The organism is Flavicella sp. IMCC45668, from assembly GCF_057219105.1.
Genome location: NZ_CM170114.1, coordinates 3,510,203 through 3,536,645, shown reverse-complemented (window position 1 = coordinate 3,536,645; position 26,443 = coordinate 3,510,203). Strand labels below are relative to the sequence as shown.

Sequence of the window (26,443 nt, the reverse complement as noted above, 5' to 3'; positions counted from 1 at the left end):
CTTACAAATTAATCCTGAATAAAAAATAACTGAGAGGCGATACCATCTACTAAAAACTTACCTTTTTGAGTTGTTTTTAAAATTCCTGCTTCAACCTCTAAGGTAGCATCTTTTATAAAAACATCCGCTTGATTTAAAAGGTAATCATAAAAAGTCAACCCAAAATCGTTCTTAACCTGTTCTAAGCTTACCCCATAAATAGTTCTCAAACCAATCATCACTGTTTCATTAAACATATCACAAACTGACAACACCTCTTTTTCAAAATATTCCTCACCAGATTGTACTGATTTTATATATTTTGAATTATTTGAGACATTCCAAAAGCGCTTTTGATCATAATAAGAATGAGCGGAAGGACCAACTCCTAAATAACAATCTCCTTTCCAATACGAAGAATTATGTTCCGAAAAATAACCAGGTTTTCCAAAATTAGAAATCTCATAATGCACAAAACCATTTTTCTTAGCCTGAAAAACTAGAGAGTTGAAATGTTTTAAAGCCAATGCCTCATCCAAAGGCGGATACACTTTGTTTTTAATAAAACTCGCCAAGGCAGTTTTTTCCTCAACCGTCAAAGCATAACAAGAAATATGATTTATCCCTAAATCAAAAACAGTATCCATATTTTGCTGCCAGCGCTCCTCTGTTAAACCGGGAATTCCATAAATTAAATCTACGGTAATATTACCAAAATACTTTGATGCTTCTTCCAAACAAGTTTTAGCTTCCATTGAATTGTGTGCTCTATTCATCATTTTTAAATCCTCCTCAAAAAAAGACTGCACACCAATACTCAATCTATTCACCCTTGACACAGAAAGCTCCTTTATTGCTCCTAAATTTAAATCATCAGGATTTGCTTCTAACGTAATTTCTGGAGTTTCACAAACAGAAAAATTCTCAAAAACCACTTCTAACATAGCATCTATTTCCTGCTGCAACAATAAACTAGGTGTTCCACCACCAAAATAAATTGTTTTTACCTCCTGATCTTTGAAATCCTTAGACCTATCCTTTAGTTCTTTATGAATTGCTCCCAACATTGCTTCTTTATTCTTCAAAGATGTAGAAAAATGAAAATCACAATAATGACAAGCCTGCTTACAAAAAGGGATGTGAATATATATGCCGGCCATTAATTAATTTTATATCGAATATTTTCTTTCTCCATGCGACTAAAAAACTCTGGGGATGCATTGATTTTCATTCCTCTACTTGGCATTGTCAAATCAATTTTTTCTCTTTGTTCTCGTATGGTAAAAGATAATTTTTGTTTCCCAGCTATAGAATAATCCGACAACACTTCATACAAAAACCGAACATATTCTTCTGTTACTTCGTTCATGTTTAACTGCACTGTTATTTTCTCACATTTCTCGTCCATAACATCATGAAGTAACATGAAATTAGTAAACTTCAATCTCGGTTCCCCCTGAACACCCGTTTCTTTATTTGTCCATCCCGGTTGTAAAACAGCGTTGATATACAAAAAGGTATTCTCTGTTAAAAACGGTCTGAATTGCAAGTATTCATTTCCAAAAATTCTAAACTCATGACTATCTCCATAATCCTCTACCGTAAAAGTTGCCCAGCCTTTACCCATTTTTGAAACCCGATGCTCTACTCCTGTTAAAATAGCACCAATACTTAATTTATGTCCCAAATATTTAGTTAAATCTCCTTTAAAAGCAGCCAAAGTTGTATTACAAAAACGCATTTCATTTTTGAAATCATCTAATGGATGTGCAGAGATATACATTCCTGTTACCTCTTTTTCTCGAGCCAACAATTCCATAGTTCCCCAAGTATCACAACCCGGAATATCTGGCTCTGGGAAAGTTACCGCAGAAGCTTCTCCAAATAAAGATACCTGAGATGAATTTTGACTTTCTTGGTACTTATTCCCAAACTTTAAGGCTTTCTCAAGAAAAGTAGCTCCTTTCTCATCTTGTACATAATATTGTGCTCTATGAGTACTCTTAAACGAATCAAAACCTCCGGCCAATATCAAACCTTCAACAGCTTTCTTTCCTGCAACTCTTAAATCTATTCTTTTTACAACATCAAAAATGGAAGTATAATTTCCATTTTCTTTTCTTTCTCTAATAATTTCTTCTACAGCAGCCCCTCCTACTCCTTTGATCGCCCCCATACCAAAACGGATTGCTCCTTCTTCATTAACAGAGAATTTCAGATACGACTCATTGATATCAGGACCTAACACGGTTAAACCTCCACGTTTACACTCTTCCATAAAAAAGGCAACCTGTTTGATATCATTCATATTATTCGTAAGCACGGCAGCCATATATTCTGCTGGGTAATGTGCTTTTAAATATGCAGTCTGATAAGCAATCCATGCATAACATGTAGAGTGAGATTTATTAAAAGCATAAGATGCAAAAGCCTCCCAATCCTTCCATATTTTCTCTAAAGCTTTTTCATCATGTCCTCTTTCAGCGGCCTGGTTGACAAATAACGGTTTCATCTTAGCTAGCACCGCAATCTGTTTTTTACCCATCGCCTTACGCAGGGTATCTGCTTGACCTTTTGTAAAGCCAGCTAGATCTTGAGAAAGCAACATTACTTGCTCTTGATACACTGTAATACCATAGGTTTCTGCCAAACGATTCTTGTACTCTTCAGCAGGCAAATCATATAATATCTCCTCTACACCATGTTTACGATTGATAAAACTAGGTATATACTCCAAAGGTCCTGGTCTATACAAGGCGTTCATTGCAATTAAATCCGCAAAAACTGTCGGCTTCAATTCACGCATATATTTTTGCATCCCAGGAGATTCATACTGAAATATACCAACCGTTTCTCCTCTTTGGAAAAGTTCATATGTTTTTACATCATCTATAGGAAAAGACTCAGGATCTAAATCTACATTATGACGTGCTTTGACAATTTTACAAGTATGTTTGATTAAGGTAAGGGTCTTCAGACCCAAAAAGTCCATTTTTAACAGACCGGCATCCTCTACCACCGAGTTATCAAACTGGGTGACATACATATCCGAATCTTTTGCCACCGAAACGGGTACGTACTTTGTTATATCATCTGGTGTAATGATTACCCCACAAGCATGAATACCCGTATTCCGAACGGATCCCTCTAATATTCTAGCTTTATTAACAGTTTCAGCAGTCAAATCGTTTCCATCTGAAATACGCTTCAACTCATTAACCATTTCAATTTCTTCAGAGCGTAATTTATCCGCTAATGCCTTATCATCCAGTCCAAAAATCTTTTTCAATTTCATTCCTGGAATAAGTTTCGCTACTCTATCCGCCTCATATAATGGTAAATCTAAAACTCGCGCTGTATCTCTAATAGATGATTTTGCGGCCATGGTACCATAGGTAATAATCTGTGCTACCTGATTCGCTCCATACTTATCAATTACATAATCAATAACACGTCCACGTCCCTCATCATCAAAATCAATATCAATATCGGGCATGGAAATACGTTCTGGATTCAAGAAACGCTCAAAAAGCAAATCATACTTTATTGGATCAATATTGGTAATCCATAAACAATAAGCAGCAACCGAACCTGCGGCAGACCCACGTCCTGGCCCCACTGAAACTCCCATATCCCGAGCCGCTCTAATAAAATCTTCAACAATCAAGAAATAACCTGGATATCCGGTTTTCTCAATAACATCTAATTCTAAATCTAAGCGTTCTTTTATCTCTGGTGTAATTTCTCCATAACGCTTCTTTGCTCCTTCATACACAAGGTGTCCAAGAAAATTATTTTCACCCCGCTTTCCACCATCCTCAAGATCTTTCTTGTCTTGAAATTGCTCCGGAATATCAAACGCAGGCAACAATACATCACTTGCAAGCGTAAATGGTGTAATCTTACCTACCAATTCCTCGATATTAGTTATAGCTTCAGGAATATCAGCAAACAATTCTTTCATCTCATCCGGAGACTTGAAATAATACTCATCATTTGGCAACCCAAATCTATAACCCCTTCCTCTTCCTTTTGGAGTAGCTTGCTTTTCACCATCCTTTACACACAATAAAATATCATGTGCATTTGCATCTTCCTTACTTATATAAAAGGTATTATTCGTTGCAACAGTCTTTACATTATACTGTTCTGCAAACTTTAACAATACCTTGTTCACAACATTTTCATCCTCTTGACCGTGACGCATTAATTCAATATAAAGGTCATCTCCAAATTGCTCCTTCCACCAAACTAAAGCTTCTTCTGCCTGTTTTTCACCAACATTTAATATCTTACTAGGTACTTCACCTAATAAACTACCTGTAAGCACAATTACATCCTCTTTGTATTTCTCAATGATATTCCTATCTATACGAGGTACATAATAGAAACCATCCACAAAGGCCGTAGAAGACATTTTTGCCAAGTTTTGATATCCATTTCTATTCTTTGCCAAAAGAACAACTTGATATCCATTATCTTTTTGAGACTTGTCTAAATGATTTTTACAAACATTAAATTCGCAACCAACAATAGGAACTAAGTCTTTTCCTTCAAATGTTTCTCCTGCCTCTTCAGCTTCTTCTCTTTTTGCTTTAAGACCTTTATTATATTTATCAACCGCATTCGTAAAATGAAAAGCAGCCATCATATTTGCCGTATCCGTCATGGCGACAGCAGACATATTATACTTACCCGCTGTATTTACTAAGGCTCCTATTTCTATAGTAGATTGCAATATCGAATATTGCGTGTGATTATGTAAATGTCCGAAAGACACATTCTTTAACTGTTCAAGACTTTCCTTTACATTAACCCCTTTCCCTGCAGCTCCTTCTTGTTCAGACTGCCGTTTTCTTATCTTATCACTTTCTTGTTTAAGATTTAAGTGCTTCAATCCAATTACCTCAATGGGGTTTGGATTCTGTTTTTTAAAATCAACAAAATATTCCGGCGTTACATCAAGTTGCTCTTTTGTAAAACGCTCTCTCCTTAGCAATTCAAAAAAGCATCGAGTTGTTGCTTCAACATCAGCTGTTGCGTTATGAGCTTCACCAAAACCAACTCCAAACAAATAATTGTGCAGCTCCGTTAGGGTTGGTAGCTTAAACTTCCCCCCTCTACCTCCAGGAATCTGACACATCGCAGCAGTTACTTCTGTACAGGTATCTAAAATCCCTAAGCTGTTTTTATCATCTTCCTTTAAATCATCAATAAACATTGCTCTATTGGCTGGAGCTTTGGTACTAAAGTTGTAGTCTTCTAAATTAAAGCTATCAAATTCAAATGCCTTAAAATTAGGTTGTATTCCAGCACGAATAAATTCAGCTCCCATTATGTTAACATCAAATGTTACATTTTGCCCAACCAAAAACTTCGTATGCTCTAATACTTTATTAAAGCGCTCTAGCCCTTCTTTCAAAGTGATTCCTTGCTCTTGTGCTAATTCTGTTGATATACCATGAATTTTCTCAGAATCAAAAGGAATATTGAATCCTTCTGGTTGCACCATAAAATTATCATGCTCTACCACATTCCCTAAATCATCATGCAATTGCCAAGCAATTTGTATACATCTAGGCCAATTTTCGATATCGGTCATAGGAGCCTTATAACTCTTTGGTAACCCGGTAGTTTCAGTGTCAAATATTAAATACATAAAAGTATGGTGTGCTCTGTGATTAAGAAGGTTTAAAAGTACAAATATTTATTGACCAACCGTTTGAATTTTATCAACAATGGCTACTCAAAAATTCAAACAAAAAAAATAGGGTCAGACTATATCTGACCCTATTTTATATTTTTAATTTTTTTCTTGTAATTGGAAAAACTATTTCAAATCTTAAAACTTGTATGACCTATGTACTAAACTTAGATATACATATCTACTATAGCAATTTCTACATCGGTATTTTCTTATACCAATAACCCTCAACAAACTTAACACAAATGATTCCTTCGTTACACGATCATTAGAATTACACTGATAACATACCTTGCCTTTCATAAAACTAAAATAATATTGTTAGTAAAACCTTGAGAACAAATTTCTCCTCAAACATCTTGAAAGCAAAAATAAGACCTAAGCGCTCAAAAAAAATAAGATTCACTAAATACCAACCTATTTATTAACATATATTTACCAAAAACAATCAATTATTATCATTTGTTAATTACCAAATCAAACTTATCTAAACAAAATAAAAACAAATCAAAAAAAAGCAGTGTATCTAAACATTGCTTTTTTCTTTCAGAAATTATTTTTTAGCGTAAATATGAATTCAACATCCATATTGTTTTTTCCGTCTCAGTAATATAATCACTCATTAAGCTTGCTGTTCCTTCATCATCTGCATCCCCAGCGTCCGCTAAGATAGCACGCTCTTGACTAATTAATACGGCAAAATTTTTCAAAACTGTTTCAACTCCTTTTGTTCCATCAGTTACCCCCTTAGCCTCTTCAATTTTGGCGTTTTTTAAATAATCACTAAATGTATGAAGCGGCTCTCCTTCTAAAGTTAGTATCCTTTCCGCAATTTCATCAATTTTAATAACCGCATCATCATAAAACTCTTCAAATTTCAAGTGCAATTCAAAAAAATCTTTTCCCTTAATATTCCAGTGAAACCCTCTTACATTCTGATAAAACAATTGATAATCCGCTAATAATTGATTCAATTTAACAACCAACCCTTCTGCTTTTCCCTTTTCTATTCCAATACTATTTTTCATTATATTTTGTTTTAAATTATTTCTATTCTTTTTGATACTTCAAAGATCATCAAAACCAATACATAAAACAAATTGATAGTTTTTATTTTATCATCACTAAAAACTATTTTGTTTTAAACAAATTACTCTGCCTAGTCTCAAGAATATTGACTAAACTTGTAACAGATGATAGACATCAACTCAAAAATAATTGCTCATAGAGGGGCCTCATATGATGCTCCTGAAAACACTTTGCCAGCAATCACCCTTGCTTGGCAACAACATATAATTCGCGTAGAAATTGATGTTCATCTCACTAAAGATAATAGAATTGTTGCAATCCACGATGCAAACACGTCAAAAATTTCAGGTCAAAACTTTACTGTTAAAGAAGAAAACCTCAGCACATTAAAAACTCTAGATGTAGGGAATTGGAAAGCTGAAAAATGGGCAAACACAAGGATACCAAGCATCTCAGAAATTATAAAAATAATCCCCAAACATGGTATTCTCGTAATTGAAATTAAAAGTGACCATAGCATTATACCTTTTTTAATTACAGAAATAAAAAACGTCCATCACAGCAAAGTAGAATTTATCTGCTTTAATTATCAAACCTTAGCAATTATAAAACAAAAATTCCCAAATTCTAAATGTCTATGGCTTTTGGATTTAGATTACACATCCAATACAATATCAGAGATGCTTCCTCTTGATGAATACATTTCAAAAGCAAAGCTCGCTAATTTTGACGGCTTGAATCTATGGGCAGGTGCTATTGCTAATAAAAATTACATTCAAAAAATAAAAAATCATCATTTGCTAGTATATATATGGACTATCAATACAGCCCAAAAAGCATTACGATTTCTACAATTCGGAGCAGACGCAATTACAACAGATCGTCCCGTTTGGTTACAACAACAATTAGCACATCATAAACATGAATAAAAAAATAGAAAGCATCACTTGGGATGTTCTTATCATTGGAGGAGGAGCAACAGGTATTGGAGCTGCAATTGATTCCGCATCTAGAGGCTACAAAACACTTTTAGTTGAGCAAAGTGATTTTGGGAAAGGTACTTCTAGTAAAAGCACAAAACTTATTCATGGAGGTGTAAGATACTTGCAACAAGGGAATATTAGTTTAGTGATGGAGTCATTAAAAGAAAGAGCTATCTTAAAAAAGAATGCGCCGCACATTGTACATGATTTAGAGTTTATTGTACCAAATTACGATTGGTGGGAAGGCCCTTTCTACGGGATTGGTCTGAAATTATATGACCTACTGGCGCGTAAAGAAAGCTTTGGAGATTCTATATTTCTATCTAAACAAGAAACGATAAAACATCTACCTACGATAGAGCAAAAGAACCTGCAAGGAGGCGTATTATATCACGATGGACAGTTTGATGATACAAGACTATTAATTAGCATGATGCGTACTGCCGAAAACCATGGAGCCACTTTATTAAATTATACAAAATTCAACAACTTTACGAAGTCCAAAAACAAAATAAACGGTGGAACTATAGAGGACATTGAAACAGGAACTAAAACTAACATAACAGCAAAAGTCATCATAAATGCAACAGGTGTATATGCAGATAACATCAGAAGGAAAGACAATCTCAAAAGCACCAACATAATGAAGGGAAGTCAAGGCGTCCATATAGTTCTAGACAAGGAATTTCTGCCCGGAAACAAAGCCATTATGATACCTCATACCAAAGACGGAAGAGTACTATTTGCTGTTCCTTGGCATGAGAAACTATTAATCGGTACAACCGACACCCCCATTAACAAATACCCCTTGGATCCAACTGCTCAAGAAAATGAAATCGAATTTCTATTAAACCATGCGGCTCAATACCTAACCAAAAACCCAACAAAAAAAGATATCAAAAGTATTTTTACAGGTATCAGACCTTTAGCTAGCTCTGGAAACCCCAATAATACTTCAGAGATTTCAAGAGAACATCGAATTGAAGTGAGTGATAGTGGACTAGTGAGTATCATGGGAGGTAAATGGACTACCTATAGAAAGATGGCAAAAGATGTAATCAACACTGCTTCAACTTTAGTTTCGCTGCCAAGAATAAAGTCCCCTACCGCTACATTAAAACTACATGGTTACGATAAAAACGCTACGATTCATAAAGAATTAAGTGTCTACGGAACTGACGCCATAGAAATTAAAAAATTAATTCAAGAAAAGAAATCGTATCAAGACAAAATTCATCCAAAATACGAAATAACCAAAGGCCAAATCGTATTCTCTATTCGATACGAAAAAGCGAAAACCATTGAAGATTTACTAGCCCGAAGAACAAGGCTTCTATTCTTAGACGCACAGGCAAGTATCTCAGTGGCTCCAATCATAGCTCAACTATTAGCGACAGAACTCCACAAGCCAGACGGGTGGGCCCTGGAAGAAGTAAAACGTTTTGAACTTACTGCAAGAACATACTGCATCTAACACCCTAGACACACACAACACAACCACCTGAATTACAGAGCATTATTTTTTTATAAAATTTTACGTTGTATTGATAAAAAAGTGTATTTTTGCAGCTCATTAATAATCAAGGTCGAGAACCTTAAAATTTAAATTATGTCAGTAAAAATTAGACTACAAAGAAACGGTAAGAAAGGAAAACCATTTTACGCAATCGTAGCAGCAGATGCTCGTTCTAAAAGAGATGGTAAATTCTTAGCAAAATTAGGAACTTACAACCCAAACACAAATCCTGCAACTATCGATTTAGATGTTGATGGAGCTGTACAATGGTTACAAAACGGAGCACAACCTACAGATACTGCGAAAGCAATTTTATCTTACAAAGGTGCAATGTTGAAAAATCACTTGGTTGGTGGAGTTCGTAAAGGAGCTATTACTGAAGAGCAAGCTGAAGAAAAATTCAACGCATGGGTTGCTGAAAAAGAAGCAAGAATCCAAGCTAAAAAAGATGGATTATCTGCAGCAGAGGCAGAGGCTAAAGCAAAAGCTTTCGCAGCTGAACAAGCAGTAAACCAAAAAAGAATTGATGACGCTCAGGCTGCTGAAGATGCTTTAAAAGCTGAAGCAGCTGCTGCAGAAGCAGAAGCTGCTGCTCAAGCAACTGAAGAAGCTGCTCCAGAAGCAGATGCAACTGAAGAAAAAGCTGCTGAGTAAATCATTTTAGCGATATGCGTAAAGAAGATTGTTTTTATTTAGGCAGAATCGTTAGAAAACACAGTTTTAAGGGAGAAGTCGTTATCAAACTTGATACGGACGAACCTGAATTGTACCAAGAAATGGAATCAGTTTTTGTCAACCTTGGCAATAACTTGATTCCATTTTTTATTGAATCTTCATTGCTACAAAAAGGGAATCAACTACGCGTTAGATTTGAAACCATAGAAAATGAGGAAGATGCGGATGCTATTTTAAAGGCTGGGATTTACCTACCGCTTACCATGCTGCCGAAACTTACTGGAAAAAAATTCTACTTCCATGAAATAATTGGATTCCAAGTTGAAGATGAAAAGCACGGAGCTATTGGAACAATAACTGGTGTAAATGACACGACTGCTCAACCTTTGTTTGAAGTTGAATTTGGGACTGCACAAATGTTAATCCCTATGCTCGATGAATTTATCATAAAAGTAGATCGAGAAAACGAAATCATGTTTTTAAAAACACCGGAAGGTTTGGTGGACATGTACCTATAAAAACCTACAATTTTATTCCGTTACTGATGAGTAAACCTTTTCAATTCAAAGAATTCACAATTGAACAAGATCAATGTGCCATGAAAATTGGGACAGATGGTGTTTTACTAGGTGCCTGGGCTACGGTTACTGATGAATTTTCAGTACTAGATTTAGGAACAGGAACCGGAATAATAAGTTTGATGTTAGCACAGAGAAGCAACGCTCAGATAATTGAAGCCGTAGAAATAGATGGACCTGCTTTTGAACAAGCCGTTACTAATTTCGAAAACAGTAATTGGTCTGATAGGTTATTCTGTTACCATGCTTCTATACAAGAATATGCTCAAGAAATTGAGGATACTTATGATTTGATAATTTCTAATCCTCCATTTTTCACAGATTCAAATCCATCTGAAAATAGTGAACGAGCAACAGCACGGTATGAAGATGCCATGCCTTTTGAACATTTAACCTATGCTGCATCTAAATTATTAGACGACAATGGTAGATTTGCAGTAATTATACCTTTCAAAGAAGAGGAAAAATTTATTGGACTAGCAAAACAGCAAAGTCTACATTTAAATCGAATCTGTAGAGTTAAAGGAAACGAGAGCAGTCCAATCAAAAGAAGTCTACTAGAGTTTTCTTTAACAAAAAAGACTGTTATTGAAGAAACCCTCACTATAGAAATTGAAAGACATATCTATACCGAAGCTTATAAAAACTTGGTAAAAGATTTTTATTTAAAGATGTAAATTCCTGATACATCCATTTCTCAACGCCGTAGAGAAACACACAAGATTCAAATCTCTAAACTCCTGATTACCCTGCACGGATTACCCGCCGCAAACACATCGTTTGGAATATCTTTGGTAACAACACTTCCTGCTCCAATAACAACTCTATCTCCTATTGTTACACCAGGACAAATGACTGAGCTGCCTCCTAACCAAACATCTTCACCTATTGAAATCGGCTTAGCCGACTCCAAACCTGAAGCTCTTTCTTTATATGCGATAGGATGGGTAGCTGTATAAATTTGAACATTAGGACCTATTAACGTTCTTGCTCCTATTTCTATAGGCATTACATCTAACAACACACAATTGAAATTAAAATAAACTTTTGCTCCCAATTTAATATTGTAGCCATAATCACAAAAAAATGGTGGTTGTATTTCTATCTCCTCTTTTGCCTCGGGCAATAATGCAGCTAATATTTTTTTACGCAATTTCAAATCCTTCTCGCTAGAGTCATTAAATTCTTTTAATAACTCCCTTGCATTAATTCTTTCATAAACCAACTCACTATCCGCCGCATTGTACAATTCACCAAGCAACATTTTTTCTTTTTCAGATTTCATTTTTACAATTATTTATAAATAGTGAATACTTAGATTACTTCAAATAGACCTATTCATCTCCAACAGGCATACCTTCCTTTTTCCAGGCATTCATTCCCCCATCTAAATGATAAACCGACTTATAACCTTTATCCTTTAAAAATTTTACCGCTTTTCTACTTCGATTTCCCGACCTACAATACACATAAAGCTTTTTATCTTTTGGTAAATACATATATTGCTCTTCAAATTCGGGTCCTAGAATATTCAATACTTTTGCCCCTTTAATTTTTCCTGTGATCACTTCTTCCGGCGTTCTTACATCTAACAAAAAGCTATTTCCATTTCTTATTTGAATTGCAAATTCATTTACAGAAAGATCTACCTCTGATTGATCTACTTTTCTTTGACACCCCCCAAAAACAGTCCCTAGAATTATAAGTATTATCGTAAAATTATATTTCATTTCATCTATTTTAGATTCTAAATTTACATATTATTTTCTACCTTAATAAGAACTATTCACTCATTATTCATTCTTTTTTGATTCTAATAATTATAACATATCTTGCCATATATTTAGACAAAAACAGTGATGAGAAAAACCTTATTAATTACGACCGCAGTTCTGGGCACACTAACCATTATACTTGGTGCCTTTGGTGCTCATGCTTTGAAAGAAACTCTGTCTGATGACTCTTTAAAAAGTTTTGAAACTGCTGTACGTTATCAAATGTATCATGTATTAGTATTGTTATTTATAAACACTACTCAGATACTAACTGAGAAGATTAAAACCTACACCAGTTTTGCTTTATTAGCAGGAATATTTTTGTTTTCTGGTTCTATTTATGCAATCACCATAGGAGGTATTCCAGCAAAATCAATTTGGTTTATAACCCCGCTTGGAGGATTGGTTTTGATCGGATCATGGGTCACACTACTTGTTGGATTTATAAAATCTAAAACGGTTTAACTTTATATTTATATTCCACAAACTTGAAATAATTATAAAGTTTATAATCTACTTCTATACCGTAATCTATATTCACATCATAATCAATTTGTTGCTCGTATATATTAGGTGAATATCTTTGCGGATTTCTAGCTCTAATATTCCATTCTGTGACGTAAAATTTATTCTTCGTTCTATAAAACTCGTCAGAATAATACCATCTAGGTTTTGCAATACTATTTAAGTACGTTTGAAAACCTTGATCAATAATAATGATCTCATATTCTAAACTATCATTTGCAATTACAACCACCTCTTCAGAATCAACCTGAGAAGACACTTTCTCTTTTGTAGTTTTACATGAAACCATAAAGACCACAACACAGCAAAAACAGATATACCTCAGAACCATAATTCATTATTTTACAGCATAATTTACAAATTTCATCAGAGCTTAAAAAATTAAATTTATCACAAAGTTCCTATATTTGCTTGGACAGGAATTCAGGTTATGGCAAAAAAAATAAAAGATCCAGGTTTAGGATACATCTCTAACGAAAATGTACAGAGTTTTATTACTCCAGAAGGGGGATCAAATGTTCTTCACCTCAATAGATCCAGAAATTTTGATGACTTATACACCTATCTACTAGGACTGTCTTGGGGAGTATTTCTATTATTAGTGAGTCTTGGATTCATACTATTAAACACTTTTTTTGCCCTCATCTATTTATGGATAGGAATTGAAGAACTCACCATACCATCTGGTTATTGGTGGGAAAATTTTCTCAATGCTTTCAATTTTAGCGCTCAAACAATAACAACCGTAGGCTATGGTGCTATATCTCCTACTGGAATACTTAGCGGCGTAGTATCTTCTTTGGAAGCTTTAGCAGGCTTGATGAGTTTTTCTTTTATTACTGGTTTACTATATGGTAGATTTTCTAAACCAAAACCATCATTAAAATTCAGCAAATCTTTAGTAGTAAGAGATTTTGAAGAGGAAAGAGCACTCATGTTTAGACTCGCTAACAAACGAACCACTATCATGATTGAACCTGAAATCAAAGTTACTTTAACTATTACTGAAAAGGATAAAAAAGGAACGTTCAAAAGATCCTTTTTTCAATTGGAATTAGAACGTGACAAGGTCTCTTATTTACCAACCATGTGGACCATCGTTCACAAAATTGATAAAAACAGTCCTTTACACAAATACAGCAACAAGGAACTTTTAAAACTAAAAGCAAATATTTATATCTTGTTTCAATATCACGAGGAATCATATGCCCAAAAAGTATACAAGATGCACTCATATGCCTTTAACAACTTACTAGTTGACACCAAGTTTACCTCATCAGTAAAATTCAGTAAAGAGGGGCAAATCATTTTAGACCACGACCTGTTAAATCAAACAGAACCTGCAGATTAGTGTATTAAAATTCTCAGAACTATAAATACAAATATCACCACAACACAGGTTATTCCTACTTTGTAGCCTACATTTTTATAATGTAATTTATGACGCTGTATATCTTTTCTATAACTCCATATCATTAAAGCTACAAACGCTACAACAAAAAAACCGGCAAAAGCCAATTGACCACTACTAAACATAATTTTGTATTTTAGGCAAAAATAATCAAAACAATAAGGAAAATTATCTTTTTAACTACAAAAAGAACAATTTCAAAATCATACTTTAAAATGAAAAACAAAATAAAAGCAGTACAAGAATTTCACGAATCTTTTAAGCTTGGAATCAATGAGGCACCGATAGCAAATTTAGGAACAGCAAAAAACAAGTTACGATTCAATCTAATGGCTGAAGAAAATGAAGAATATTTAGAAGCCGCTGAGAACAATGATATTGTTGAAGTTGCAGATGCTTTGGGAGACATGCTTTATATATTATGTGGAACTATTTTAGAACATGGAATGCAACATAAAATTGAAGAAGTTTTTAACGAAATACAGCGAAGCAATATGAGTAAACTTGGTAAGGATGGAAAACCTATTTATCGTGAAGATGGAAAGGTGTTAAAAGGGCCAGACTATTTCAAACCAAATATCGAGGAAATCCTAAACTCTTAGTTTCTCAAAAAAATAACGAACATTCAACAAGGAAAACTCATAAATCAAATAGCTATCCTCACATTTCACTGCCATACATTCAGCATTTTTTGATCGAAATTCACAAGAACAAACAACCGAAAAAAACACTCCCTAAAAATAGTGAGTTTCAAAATATGACATAAATTAGGATTGCTGTAATTACAACAATCAAGTACCTTTGTTGCACCCCTAAGAATGTTTTTAAATGATGTAATTTTACATCTTTTAATCAAAAAAAACATAGTATGAATAATCCTATTTATTTTCAATCCATTGAGAAATGCATTGACTTTGACTGTAAACGAATTGCTAGAATCGTTGGGAAGATTGCTATGAAAAAGAACTTCTTACAGGTACATCTAGTTTTATAATTTTATTGTAAAACTAGATTACACAAAGTCTTTATTAAAAAAGCCTCCTCTATTTTCTTTTCTTTTCATCGAAAATTTACAAATAAGATAAGCCGTAGTGATTAAATTTCTTAATTCACATAATTCAACAGAAATAATTGATTCCTTATACAATTCTTCCGTTTCTTCGTAAATAAAGCTAAGTCTTTTTTCAGCACTTTTTAGTCGTCTATTAGACCTTACTATCCCAACATAATCACTCATTATTTTTTGCACAGCAGAACGACCATGTGTGATTAAAATATTCTCTTTATTTTGGGAGGTATTAGCAGTATCCCAATCAGGCACACTCTCATTTAAATCAATACTTTCTAATCTAGAAATACTTTTCACGTAACTACGCTGAGAGTACACTAGCGCCTCTAACAATGAATTAGAAGCCAATCTGTTTGCTCCATGCAACCCAGTGGAAGTACACTCTCCGCATGCAAATAAATTATCTATAGAAGTCTGACCATGAACATCCACTTTAATACCACCGCAAATATAATGTGCAGCCGTAACAACAGGTATCCATTTCTTTCTAATATCAATACCTAAACTCTTACATTTATCTAGGATATTTGGAAAATGCTTTTTGAATTTTTTATAATTTAAATGGGTGCAATCTAAAAACACATAATCATCTCCACTAGCTTTTAATTCCGTATCAATTGCTCGAGCAACAATATCTCTAGAAGCTAATTCTTCACGATCGTCGTATTTCTTCATAAAAAACTCACCCTTTGCAGTTCTCAATCTAGCTCCAAAACCTCTCACCGCTTCAGAAATTAAAAAAGCCGGTGACTCTTGTGGCAATTGATACAAAGCCGTTGGATGAAATTGAACAAACTCAACATCTTCTATTTCTGCTTTTGCACGATATGCCATTCCTATTCCATCACCCGTAGCAATTAACGGATTTGTAGTAGTAGTGTAGGCCTGTCCACTTCCTCCAGAAGCGATCATAGTCATTTTTGACACTATTGTTTTAACTTCATTGGCCCTTTTATCTAACACATAAGCTCCAAAACAAGTGATCCCAGATTTTTCATTTTGCAAATCAGGCTTTAAATGATGCTCTGTTATAAAATCTATTGCATAATGTTCCTCAAATATTTCAATATTCGAAGTTTTAGAAATCATTACTAACAAGGCACGCTCAATTTCGTAACCAGTAATGTCTTTATGATGTAAAATTCTGTTTTGAGAATGGCCACCTTCTTTACCTAAATCAAAGTCTCCTATATTATTCTCATCAAACTGAACTCCCCAATCAATCAATTCCTGAAGTCTATCCGGACCTTCCTCCACAACCATACGAACCACCTCTTCATCACAAAGTCCGTCACCAGCAATTAATGTATCTTGAATATGTTGCTCAAAAGAATCAATATTTAAATCATGAACCGTAGCGATCCCTCCTTGGGCGTACTTGGTATTTGATTCGCTTTTATCATCTTTAGTAACAATAATGACATTACTATTTTTATGATGATGTGCTACTCTTAATGCGTAGGTTAATCCTGCAATACCAGACCCTATTACAAGGTAATCAGTTTTGATCATTTTTTTTCTTTGAGAGATATTAAGTAGGTATCTATTAAGACAAATCTAACATTCTTTCGATTGGCAGTAATGCTTTTGCTGCCATTTCAGGAGCCACATCAACATCTGGCAATTCATGTTGCATACAGGTATACAATTTTTTCATCGTATTTAATTTCATGTAAGCACACTCACTACAAGCACAGGTATTATCTTCATCTGCAGGAGCTGGGATCAATACTTTATTAGGTACTTGCTTTATCATTTCATGTAATATTCCAGCTTCCGTAGCCACAATAAACTTTTCTTTTTTACTCTCCCTAGCATACTTCAACAAACCTGCAGTAGAACCAATAAAAGAAGCTGTTTTAAGAATATGTGCAGGAGACTCAGGATGCGCAATAATTTCAGCATCTGGGTGTTCTGCATGTAAATCCAATAATTTTTCAATTGAAAATGCTTCATGCACCATACAAGCCCCATCCCACAACAACATATCTCTACCTGTTTGTTTATTTAGGTAATCTCCTAAATTTTTATCTGGTGCGAAAATTATTTTCTGATCTTTAGGAAAAGATTCAATAATTTTAACCGCGTTTCCTGAAGTACAAACAACATCACTCATTGTTTTAATCTCAGCTGAACAGTTGATATAAGTTACCACTTTATGATCTGGATGCGCATCTGTAAATTTTTTAAAATCAGCTGGAGGACAAGAATCAGCTAAAGAACAACCTGCCTTTAAATCAGGAAGTAAAACCTTTTTTGTTGGATTTAAAATTTTTGCAGTTTCGGCCATAAAATGCACCCCTGCAAAAACAATAATATCAGCATCTGTCTTAGCAGCTTCTTGTGCTAATGCTAAACTATCACCAACAAAATCTGCAATATCTTGAATTGCATCTTCTTGATAATAATGTGCTAAAATAACAGCATTTTTCTCCTTCTTTAATCTCTGGATTTCTTTAACATAATCAATCTTTTCTGGAGTTTCAACATCCAAAAAACCTTTAGAAATCATGTTATTTTTAGCTTGTTCTAATGTAGTATTCATAATATTTATATCAAAAAGATAGGCACTTCTATATCCCAAAAAACTTGTGCAATTGAATTACACAAGTTTTATATTCATTTTATCACTGGACTATATTTCTCTAACCTTATATGTCCAACCGAATTTATCTTCGGCTTTTTTCGTTTGTATACTTGTAATTTTTTCTTTGAAAATCGAAGCATAATTATTTTCCGTTTTAGGCAACTCATAATCAGTCCCTCTAAAACTAAATCCTAAAATAGGATTGATTACCGCAGCAGTACCTGCTCCAAACATTTCTTTCAACGTTCCGTTTTTTGCGGCCTCTTCAATTTCATAAACAGAAATTGTTCTTACCTCTACTTCAATTCCTAAATCTTTGGCTAAAGTTAATACACTTTTACGTGTTACACCATCTAAAATTCTATCAGAAGTTGGAGCCGTAATTAACTTATCTCCTACTCTAAAGAAAACATTCATCGTTCCTGCTTCTTCCAAATTTTCATGCGTGCTTGCATCGGTCCAAACTACTTGCTGGTACCCCGCATCATTAGCCAATTTTGTTGGATAAAACTGTCCTGCATAATTTCCGGCACATTTTGCAAACCCTACACCACCACTTGCCGAACGGCTATAAGTATCAGCAAATAATACTCTAACCTCTCCACTGTAATAAGATTGCGCAGGAGAACATAAAATCATAAACTTATATTCTTTTGCAGGATTGGCAGAAACGCCAGACTCTGTTGCAATCACAAATGGGCGGATGTACAAAGAACTTCCTTCTTCTTTTTGAATCCACTCTTTTTCAATATTCAATAAAGTTTCTAAACCATCAAAGAACATTCCTTCTGGAAATTCAGGCATTGCCAATCTCACTGCTGATTTATTTAACCTTTTTTGGTTTTCATCGGGTCTAAACATCCAAATTTGATTTTTCTCATCTTTGTATGCTTTCATCCCTTCAAAGATAGCTTGACCATAATGAAAGACTTTTGCAGAAGGATCTAAAGAAATAGGACCATAAGGTCTAATTTTAATAGCTTGCCATTTACCATCTTTGTAATCACACTCTAACATGTGGTCTGTAAAGACGTTTCCAAAAGAAAGATTACTAAAATCTATTTGTGAGATTTTAGATTCTGCTACTTTTTGGATGTCGATTTCTGTTGTTTTGTCTAATATCATGATCTAAATTGTTTGTTATAAACAAGACTACAAAAATAACACTTTTATTGATAATAGGCATATTCTTCTATGAATTATCGCATCAAATTGACACATCATTTTTATGGAAACAAATAAAACATCAAAACTTTAGCAATCCTAAAAGCTTTAGGTATATTTGTTACCTAATTAATAATTCGTTTTGAAAAGAGAAATCATCATAACTTCTGACGGTTCCACAACCATACACATGCCTGAATGGGACGAACAGTACCACTCTAAACATGGTGCTATTCAAGAAGCTTATCATGTTTTTATTAAAAACGGATTAGAAACACATCAGAAAAAAGATTTATCAATTCTAGAAATTGGTTTTGGCACAGGGCTTAATTGCTTCATCACCTTGTTAGAGGCTGCCAAAAAAAACTTAAAAATTGATTATACTGGTGTAGAGGCATACCCAATTCAGGAGGATGAAATTCTTCAATTGAATTATGTTTCAGAATTAGAAGCTAGAAATTTTTCTCATAAATTTGAGGAGATGCATCTATTCGATTGGAATAAAAGACAAAAAATTCACGAAGATTTTTACCTAACAAAAAGACAACAATTCATCAAAGACATTGATGATGTTGAAAAATTTGACTTGATTTATTTTGACGCTTTTGGAGCTCGCGTTCAACCAGAACTTTGGACAGAAGAAATTTTTCAGAAAATGTACAATTCTCTAAACGAAAATGGTGTGTTAGTCACTTATTCTGCTAAAGGAAGTGTACGAAGAGCAATGATTGCTGTTGGATTTACCGTAAGTAGACTTCCAGGACCTCCTGGAAAGAGAGAAATGCTACATGCAATAAAAATCACTAAAAAATAAAAAGCCTTTTCGCTGGAAAAGGCTTTTTTATTATCTCTAAAATGATTCGTGTTATATCATTTTTAAGTTATTTAATTCTTGTTCTGTCAAATGTCTCCAATGACCTCTTTGAATATTTTTCTTGGTCATCCCAGCAAAAATAACTCTATCCAATTTTACAACCTTATACCCTAAAGTATCAAAAATCTTTCTTACAATTCTATTTCTCCCTGAATGGATTTCAATTCCTACCTCTGATTTTGATTGTCCTTCAACATACGCTACATCATCAATAAACACTTTCTTCCCTTCAACCATAAACTCGCCTGTACTTAATTTTTGCAAATCACTTACCGCAAATTTTCTATCTAAAGAAGCGTGATATAATTTTCTCACATTATGCTTTGGATGTGTCAATTTTTTCGCCAACTCACCATCATTCGTAAACAACAATAATCCCGTTGTATTTCTATCCAAACGACCTACAGGATAGATGCGTTCTTTTGTTGCCATATGTACCAATTCCATTACCGTTTTACGACCTCTTTCATCGTCCATAGTGGTAATATAATTCTTAGGTTTATTTAGCAAAACATACCTCTTAGTTTCAGGGTTGATCAAGGTTCCGTCAAAACGAACTTCATCTGTTAATTGTACCTTGTACCCCATTTCAGTAATTACCTTACCGTTTACCATAGCACTACCGGCAGCAATTAAAACATCTGCCTCTCTTCGAGAACAAACACCTGAATTAGAAATATACTTGTTCAATCTAATTCCTCCAACATCATTTTTTACAACTTTTGCAGGTGCCGATTTCTCAAACTTACTTGGACGTTTTTTGAATCCACTAGGTTTTTTATCAAAGCTCCCTTGAGAAGTATTCTTTCTTTTTGGTGCCGAATTATTAGATCGTTGTTGTCGTCCTCTCGACGAGTTTCTTTCTGTACTCATTTTAAAAAATTTATTTTTTGCAAAAATACAGTTAAAAATTGATTTACATCTTGAAAATTTAGGAAAAGAAGAATACCCTATATTTTCTGTAAAACTCTAGATATCAAAACAGAAGTATCTATCAACATCAAACTTAAAACTCCTAACACAATTAAAAATTTAAGTATATTATGTAACATATTGTATTGTTTCATGCTCTCGGCTTTCCATAAAGCTATCGGAAAAAACAAAAAAATCACGAATACTAAATAAAAATAATATTTCATCTCTCCAATCTCTGGATACTTCCATAAAAAGTAAATTGGATTCAAAGACACTAATACGATCACCGAAATTAAGATTTTTGTAAATCTTTCTCCATATTTTACGGGTATGGTTTGATAATCATTCACAAAATCTCCTTTTATTCCTTCCAAATCTTTTATCAACTCTCTTATGGTTATAATAAAAAACAGAAAAGCCGCATGGGTGAAAATTATTTCTGAAATGTTTTTATGATAAACAAATACAACAAAAAAAGGCAACATAGCAAGCACCGCAGAGGACAACAAACCAGCAAGAGGATATTTTTTTAACTTATGCGAATAAAACCAAATTAAAAAAATATAAACAGCAAAGAAAACTGCTGCTCTCCAAGAGACTATAAATCCCAACATAAAACCGGTAGCATTAAGCACAAAGTAAGTTCTAAGCTTTGTTTTTTGACTTACAAAATTATCTATTTTAGACTTAATGGGTTTGTTGATTTTATCAACCTCAGAGTCGTAAAAACTATTTATTATATAGCCGGCAGCAATTACCAAACTAGTGGCAAATACTGTAATAAATAAATGCGGATCAAAAAGAATCGTTTTTAATGGTTTCTCTGGTGAAAAAATAAAAATAGACGCCAAGTATTGCGCCACCACAACCACCAAAATATTATACCCTCTCATGACAGAAAGCATACCAATGATACCGTAAAAAACTGGACGTTTTAATTTTTTGTTCTGCTCAGCAATTTCTAATAGATCCATTTTAAAATCTATAAACTAACTCTAAATTATAGGCGCTAAGTTGTTTTTTTACTTTTTCATAATCTTTGGCAAAACCTAAAATATATCCACCTCCACCTGAACCACAAAGTTTCAAGTAATAATCATTTGAATCAATTCCCTGTTTCCATAATTTATGAAATGCTGATGGAATCATAGGTTTAAAGTTATCAAGAACAACTTTTGATAAACTTTTCATATTAGAAAACAAAGACTTTACGTCTCCTTGTAAGAAATCTTCAATACAAGAATCTGTATGCGCAGCAAACTCTTCACTAAACATTTTCCTAAAGCCTTCACTTTTCATTTTGTTCATGAAAATATTTACCATCGGCTCCGTTTCACCAATTATTTTTGAATCTAACAAAAATACGGCCGCCTTTCCATCCTTTTGATATGGAATACCGGTAGGTTCAACATTCGTATTTGATTTGATTAAAATAGGCAAACTCAAATAGCTATTTAAAGGATCTAAACCAGAACTTTTTCCATGAAAAAACGATTCCATTAATGAAAAAATCTGCTTTAATTTCAGCAATTTATCCTTTGTAAGATTTTCAAGAACTGTAATTTTATCTAATGCATATTTATCATAAATAGAAGCAACTAAAGCCCCTGAACTCCCCACTCCATATCCTTGAGGGATACTAGAATCAAAATACATACCATTAGAAACGTCTTTTTTCAAACTTTCTAAATCAAACTGAACTAAATCAGAATCTAATGCCGATAAATAGGTATATAACTTTTGTAAATTCGCATTTGACTTTTGTGCCTCTTGAGTGTTTTCTTCTGAAATTTTTAAAGCACCTTGGTAGTGGTTATAAGGGATTGCCAAACCTTTGGAATCTTTTATAATTCCATACTCTCCAAACAATAAAATTTTGGCATAAAATAAAGGTCCTTTCATACAAGTTAAAATTTAGTCATAGCATTGCAAAGATAAGCAAAAATAAACAGTTTATTTTAGGTGTAAATATTCCTTTTCACAAAAATCTGTAGCAAATCACCTTACTATACCACTGACGTACAGTCCTTACTCTTGTGAAGTTCCATTATAATAGTACACTTTCCATACCCCAACACGCACCCCATTATGATACTGCCCTTGCTCCTTTAATTTACGATTTGGATAATACACTTTCCACTCGCCATTACGTTCATTATTGGTATAGGCACCAGATTCTTTTAAAACACCATCCTCGTAATACACTTTACTAGGCCCGGTAAGTACTCCAAAATTATAGGTTTTTACACTTTTTAATCTACCTGAGTTATAATATATTTTATGAGAACCATAAGGAGAACCATTTCTATACAAAATTCGTTCACTTATATAAACTCCTTCATTATAATAGACCACTTCACCTTCAAACTTATCTGATGTTTCTAGTAAAGAAATTCCTTTTTTTAACTTTAATCCGTCCTTTGTATAATCAACAAAGTGATAGGAATCTTTAAACCTCACCTCTTTATGCTCTGACAACCTGTAATAGGTTGCAGAATCTTTTAATTGAACGTTCCAATCAGTATCAAACCAAATAGTATCTTTCTGCGAATACATAAAATTTGTTGCCAAAAACAACAAACAAACCAACCCCTTAAGTTTCATATTTTCTACATTTCTATTGCACCAGACCCAACCTCATCGTGGATATAATGACCGTTTTGACAAAAACCAGCAAGTTCATTTGCTATAAATTCTTGTACTGTTTCTTTTTCTGAAATGGGGTATAATAAATGTACATTGGCACCTGCATCCAAAGTAAAACAAATATTAGAATTATTTTGTTTTCTATAATTCCATATTCTCTCAATGATTTCCAAAGTTTTTGGTTTCATTAATATAAAGTAGGGATGACTCGTCATCATCATCGCATGTAGCGTGAGTGCCTCACTTTCTACCAATGCAATAAACTCTGATACAGCCCCTGTTTCTAAAATAGTTTTCATTTTAGAAATATTACCATAAGCCTGTTCAAACCTATTTTTTGCAAAAGGATGGCCGTGCATTAAATCATGCCCAACTGTGCTGCTTACTTGTTTTTCTCCCTTATCTACAAGCAACACCGTGTCTTGATAATGTTCAAACACAGGAGCAACTTTGCCAGAAAAAGGAACACCAAATAAATCTGAACTACCTTTTATTTCAGAATGCTCTCCCCAAACTACCAGTTCTCCTTTGATACTTCTACAAGCACTACCAGAACCTAAGCGTGCTAAAAAAGAAGCTTTTTTATAGAAATAGTCTTCAGAAATATCTGGATTTAATTGTTTTTCCAACTGCATCAAACACATCGAAATAGCAGACATACCACTTGCTGATGAAGCAATACCACTACTGTGTGGAAAAGAATTCTCAGAACTGATTACAAAATGATACTCTTTTATAAAAGGAACATAGATTGCAATACGCTCGAAAAACTTCTGAATTTTTGGTTGAAAAGATGGTTTCTCTTCCCCTTCAAAAATAATTTTAAAACTAAATACATCCTCTTTCTTTTCTTTTTTTTCAAAAGTCAAAGAGGTAATTGTATGACAGTTATTCAAAGTAAAACTTATAGATGGATTTTCTGGCAATTGAGGATCTCTTTTCCCCCAATATTTCACCAAGGCAATATTACTGGGTGTTTTCCATGTAGTAATACCGCTCTTTACCTTATTTTGGCTAGAATTCGCAATAAAATCGTTTGTAGTCAAATCTTAAAATTTTTCAGCAAAGATACTTGTTTTACTTAAATAGACTCCAATCTATGCAACACATCTTTTTTGTACGATCTACTTATGGGAATTGCCTTTTTAGACACCTCAACAAACTCACTAGTAAAAGACTCTATCTTAGGTACGGAGACCAAATAGGATCGATGACACCGCATAAATATTTCATATGGCAACCTTGCCTCAACACTTGAAATTGTTTCTCTGGTTACAACTGTTTTTTCTAACAAAACAATCTTTATATAATCACTCAGACTCTCGATATAACAAATTTCAGAAAAATTTATTTTTATCATCTTGCGATCTGATTTCACAAAGAAAAAATTTGTCTTTTCTATTACTTTACGTTCAGGCTCAACAGAAACCAATTCCTTAAACTCTCCAAGATATTTATAAACCGCTTGTTGCAAACGTTCATAAGAAATTGGTTTCAATAAATAATCCAAAGCTTGTAAATCAAAACCATCAACCGCATACTCTCTATGAGCTGTAGTGAAAATTATCTTTATCTTTTTATCTATAGATTTTGCAAAAGACAAACCAGAAATTCCTGGCATATGAACATCTAAAAAAATCAAATCAACTTTATTAGAAGCAATACAATTAAATGCTTCAATCGCATTTTTACAACTTCCCACAATCTCTAAAGCTTCAATTTTAGATAAAAAGTCTTCTAAAATTTTTCTAGCTATCGGCTCATCATCAACAATCAAACATTTTACTTTTTCCATCTTATTCAAAATTATTCAAATGTTCAATTCTTAAAAACACATAAAACCAATTTTCATCCACCTTTATTTCCAACCGATGCCGATCCGGATACAAAAGAGCTAACCTTTTTTTTAAATTTTCTAATCCAATCCCTCCCGTATTTCCTCCCCCTTCATCTTCTGAAAGAAAAGAATTCTTTATCACAAACTCAAAACCATCTTCACTCAATACTAAATCCATAAATACTTGCAACCTTCCGTCTATCAAAGCTCCATGTTTAAAAGCATTCTCTACAAATGGAATCAACAACATAGGAGCCACCTCAACAACTTTTGATATGGGTTTATAACAAAAAGACACATTCAAAGAATCCCGAAATCTAATCTCTTCTAAACTAATATATTCCTTTATATGCTCAACTTCCTCTATCAAAGTAACTTTTGGCTTTGTTACTTGATACAATATATAATCTAATAAATTTGATAATTTTAAAATAAGCTCTGGGGTTTCTTGTGCATTTCTTAAAGCAAAACCATAAATAGTATTTAAGGTATTGAATAAAAAATGGGGATGAATTTGCTTCTTTAAATACAGCAACTCTTGCTCCTTTACCTGCAACTGAGTTTCTAATATTTTCTGCTGTAAATCTTTAAACTTTTCGTTTGCTTCGTAATTCATTTTCAACAGATGGAATGCGGCCACCACAATCACAACCAAATAAACACTTAGCAGTATATAAGACAAGCTCCAACCTAGAGGCGGTATTTCCATTACCTGTAGATCTGTTAAAAACACATAGCCACCCAGCATCACAAACACAATAGCATACGCAACTAAAACCACTGAATAAATAGCATAAAGGATAAATTTCCCATATCTTTTTGGCACCAAATATTTCGGAATCAGATGATAATTCACAAAATAAGTTGCCCCCATTGTAATAGGAATTAATGCCAATGAAAACAAAAGAATATAAGAGATATTCCCTGACTTGAAACTATAAAAATAGACATAAAAAAGCCAAACTAACACCCAAAAAAAAGCATGTCTTAGAGTATTATTAAGCTTTAAAAAAATAGGTCTTAAATTCATAACAACAAGAAAAGGTATTTTATTTAAATTACATAATATTTGAGATAGATGACGTATTTGGAAGGTGATTTAACTAAACAGACAAGAAAAACGCAAATAACCATGAAATTCTGCAGTATCCGTTGGGATCTCTTAGATTCGTCGCA

25 protein-coding genes are annotated in these 26,443 nt (G+C 33.6%); 9 read left to right on the top strand and 16 right to left on the bottom strand.

All coding sequences use genetic code 11. The features are described from left to right. Positions 1–8: 8 nt before the first annotated feature. From hemW to AC2DZ0_RS14435, 3 genes are all read right to left on the bottom strand, one after another. The gene (gene hemW / locus AC2DZ0_RS14445) at positions 9–1,139 is read right to left on the bottom strand and encodes a radical SAM family heme chaperone HemW (RefSeq protein WP_484642607.1); all 1,131 of its coding nucleotides are present in this window, start codon (positions 1,137–1,139) and stop codon (positions 9–11) included. Further along, on the bottom strand, positions 1,139–5,638 hold the full coding sequence (gene dnaE / locus AC2DZ0_RS14440) for a DNA polymerase III subunit alpha (protein WP_484642606.1): 4,500 nt from the start codon (positions 5,636–5,638) through the stop codon (positions 1,139–1,141). Before dnaE ends, hemW begins: the two co-directional genes overlap by 1 nt. A 605-nt stretch (positions 5,639–6,243) precedes the next feature. Continuing rightward, complete coding sequence (locus AC2DZ0_RS14435) at positions 6,244–6,711, bottom strand: Dps family protein (RefSeq protein ID WP_484642604.1); 468 nt, start codon at positions 6,709–6,711, stop codon at positions 6,244–6,246. Positions 6,712–6,876: 165 nt separating this feature from the next. On the opposite strand from AC2DZ0_RS14435, the gene AC2DZ0_RS14430 reads away from it, so the two are divergent. The 5 genes from AC2DZ0_RS14430 to AC2DZ0_RS14410 all read left to right on the top strand — a co-directional run bounded on the left by AC2DZ0_RS14430 (position 6,877) and on the right by AC2DZ0_RS14410 (position 11,141). Further along, on the top strand, positions 6,877–7,641 hold the full coding sequence (locus AC2DZ0_RS14430; protein ID WP_484642603.1) for a glycerophosphodiester phosphodiesterase family protein: 765 nt from the start codon (positions 6,877–6,879) through the stop codon (positions 7,639–7,641). Then, a complete protein-coding gene (locus AC2DZ0_RS14425; RefSeq protein ID WP_484642601.1) occupies positions 7,634–9,169 on the top strand; it encodes a glycerol-3-phosphate dehydrogenase/oxidase in 1,536 nt (511 codons plus the stop codon). The genes AC2DZ0_RS14430 and AC2DZ0_RS14425 overlap by 8 nt, the downstream gene beginning before the upstream one ends. A gap of 135 nt (positions 9,170–9,304) precedes the next feature. Further along, a complete protein-coding gene (locus AC2DZ0_RS14420; protein ID WP_484642599.1) occupies positions 9,305–9,865 on the top strand; it encodes a 30S ribosomal protein S16 in 561 nt (186 codons plus the stop codon). Positions 9,866–9,879: 14 nt separating this feature from the next. After that, the gene (rimM, locus tag AC2DZ0_RS14415; protein ID WP_484642597.1) at positions 9,880–10,404 is read left to right on the top strand and encodes a ribosome maturation factor RimM; all 525 of its coding nucleotides are present in this window, start codon (positions 9,880–9,882) and stop codon (positions 10,402–10,404) included. Between the two features lie 26 nt (positions 10,405–10,430). Beyond that, positions 10,431–11,141, top strand: coding sequence for a tRNA1(Val) (adenine(37)-N6)-methyltransferase (locus AC2DZ0_RS14410; protein ID WP_484642596.1), 711 nt, complete (start codon positions 10,431–10,433; stop codon positions 11,139–11,141). A gap of 47 nt (positions 11,142–11,188) precedes the next feature. On the opposite strand, the gene AC2DZ0_RS14405 is transcribed toward AC2DZ0_RS14410, so the two are convergent. Beyond that, positions 11,189–11,749, bottom strand: a complete 561-nt coding sequence (locus AC2DZ0_RS14405; RefSeq protein ID WP_484642595.1) for a sugar O-acetyltransferase — start codon at positions 11,747–11,749, stop codon at positions 11,189–11,191. A 49-nt stretch (positions 11,750–11,798) separates the two neighbouring features. Continuing rightward, positions 11,799–12,194 carry a rhodanese-like domain-containing protein gene (locus AC2DZ0_RS14400; protein ID WP_484642593.1) on the bottom strand — a complete coding sequence of 132 codons (396 nt, stop codon included), beginning with the start codon at positions 12,192–12,194 and terminating at the stop codon, positions 11,799–11,801. Between the two features lie 129 nt (positions 12,195–12,323). On the opposite strand from AC2DZ0_RS14400, the gene AC2DZ0_RS14395 reads away from it, so the two are divergent. Continuing rightward, positions 12,324–12,704: a DUF423 domain-containing protein gene (locus AC2DZ0_RS14395; protein ID WP_484642592.1), complete on the top strand. Its 381-nt coding sequence runs from the start codon at positions 12,324–12,326 to the stop codon at positions 12,702–12,704. On the opposite strand, the gene AC2DZ0_RS14390 is transcribed toward AC2DZ0_RS14395, so the two are convergent. Beyond that, positions 12,691–13,095 (bottom strand): DUF6146 family protein, encoded by a 405-nt coding sequence (locus AC2DZ0_RS14390; RefSeq protein WP_484490753.1) that lies wholly within the window; start codon positions 13,093–13,095, stop codon positions 12,691–12,693. The genes AC2DZ0_RS14395 and AC2DZ0_RS14390 overlap by 14 nt on opposite strands. Positions 13,096–13,194: 99 nt before the next feature. On the opposite strand from AC2DZ0_RS14390, the gene AC2DZ0_RS14385 reads away from it, so the two are divergent. Together AC2DZ0_RS14385 and AC2DZ0_RS14380 are read left to right on the top strand one after the other, a co-directional pair. Then, a complete protein-coding gene (locus tag AC2DZ0_RS14385) occupies positions 13,195–14,115 on the top strand; it encodes an ion channel (RefSeq protein ID WP_484642590.1) in 921 nt (306 codons plus the stop codon). A gap of 275 nt (positions 14,116–14,390) precedes the next feature. After that, positions 14,391–14,777, top strand: a complete 387-nt coding sequence (locus AC2DZ0_RS14380; protein WP_484490751.1) for a pyrophosphohydrolase domain-containing protein — start codon at positions 14,391–14,393, stop codon at positions 14,775–14,777. A gap of 410 nt (positions 14,778–15,187) precedes the next feature. Here the strand turns inward: AC2DZ0_RS14380 and nadB are convergent, their stop codons facing one another. The 3 genes from nadB to AC2DZ0_RS14365 all read right to left on the bottom strand — a co-directional run bounded on the left by nadB (position 15,188) and on the right by AC2DZ0_RS14365 (position 18,956). Beyond that, complete coding sequence (gene nadB, locus AC2DZ0_RS14375) at positions 15,188–16,756, bottom strand: L-aspartate oxidase (protein WP_484490750.1); 1,569 nt, start codon at positions 16,754–16,756, stop codon at positions 15,188–15,190. 34 nt (positions 16,757–16,790) lie between these two features. Beyond that, entirely contained in the window at positions 16,791–17,789 is a 999-nt protein-coding gene (gene nadA / locus AC2DZ0_RS14370) for a quinolinate synthase NadA (protein WP_484642587.1), read from the bottom strand. Positions 17,790–17,879: 90 nt separating this feature from the next. Continuing rightward, positions 17,880–18,956 (bottom strand): branched-chain amino acid aminotransferase, encoded by a 1,077-nt coding sequence (locus AC2DZ0_RS14365; protein WP_484642586.1) that lies wholly within the window; start codon positions 18,954–18,956, stop codon positions 17,880–17,882. 181 nt (positions 18,957–19,137) lie between these two features. Between AC2DZ0_RS14365 and mnmC2 the strand changes: the two genes are divergently transcribed. Next, entirely contained in the window at positions 19,138–19,809 is a 672-nt protein-coding gene (gene mnmC2 / locus AC2DZ0_RS14360) for a tRNA (5-methylaminomethyl-2-thiouridine)(34)-methyltransferase MnmC2 (protein WP_484490747.1), read from the top strand. A 51-nt stretch (positions 19,810–19,860) separates the two neighbouring features. On the opposite strand, the gene AC2DZ0_RS14355 is transcribed toward mnmC2, so the two are convergent. From AC2DZ0_RS14355 to AC2DZ0_RS14325, 7 genes are all read right to left on the bottom strand, one after another. Continuing rightward, positions 19,861–20,742, bottom strand: a complete 882-nt coding sequence (locus AC2DZ0_RS14355; RefSeq protein ID WP_484490746.1) for a pseudouridine synthase — start codon at positions 20,740–20,742, stop codon at positions 19,861–19,863. Between the two features lie 77 nt (positions 20,743–20,819). Continuing rightward, positions 20,820–21,758: a geranylgeranylglycerol-phosphate geranylgeranyltransferase gene (locus AC2DZ0_RS14350; protein WP_484642584.1), complete on the bottom strand. Its 939-nt coding sequence runs from the start codon at positions 21,756–21,758 to the stop codon at positions 20,820–20,822. Between the two features lies 1 nt (position 21,759). After that, positions 21,760–22,686 carry a mevalonate kinase family protein gene (locus tag AC2DZ0_RS14345; protein ID WP_484642582.1) on the bottom strand — a complete coding sequence of 309 codons (927 nt, stop codon included), beginning with the start codon at positions 22,684–22,686 and terminating at the stop codon, positions 21,760–21,762. A gap of 126 nt (positions 22,687–22,812) precedes the next feature. Next, complete coding sequence (locus AC2DZ0_RS14340; RefSeq protein WP_484642580.1) at positions 22,813–23,388, bottom strand: toxin-antitoxin system YwqK family antitoxin; 576 nt, start codon at positions 23,386–23,388, stop codon at positions 22,813–22,815. A gap of 5 nt (positions 23,389–23,393) precedes the next feature. Continuing rightward, positions 23,394–24,476 carry a diphosphomevalonate decarboxylase gene (locus AC2DZ0_RS14335; RefSeq protein WP_484642578.1) on the bottom strand — a complete coding sequence of 361 codons (1,083 nt, stop codon included), beginning with the start codon at positions 24,474–24,476 and terminating at the stop codon, positions 23,394–23,396. A 35-nt stretch (positions 24,477–24,511) separates the two neighbouring features. Further along, positions 24,512–25,225, bottom strand: coding sequence for a LytR/AlgR family response regulator transcription factor (locus AC2DZ0_RS14330; protein ID WP_484642577.1), 714 nt, complete (start codon positions 25,223–25,225; stop codon positions 24,512–24,514). Position 25,226: 1 nt separating this feature from the next. After that, positions 25,227–26,297 (bottom strand): sensor histidine kinase, encoded by a 1,071-nt coding sequence (locus AC2DZ0_RS14325; protein ID WP_484642575.1) that lies wholly within the window; start codon positions 26,295–26,297, stop codon positions 25,227–25,229. Positions 26,298–26,443: the final 146 nt, after the last annotated feature.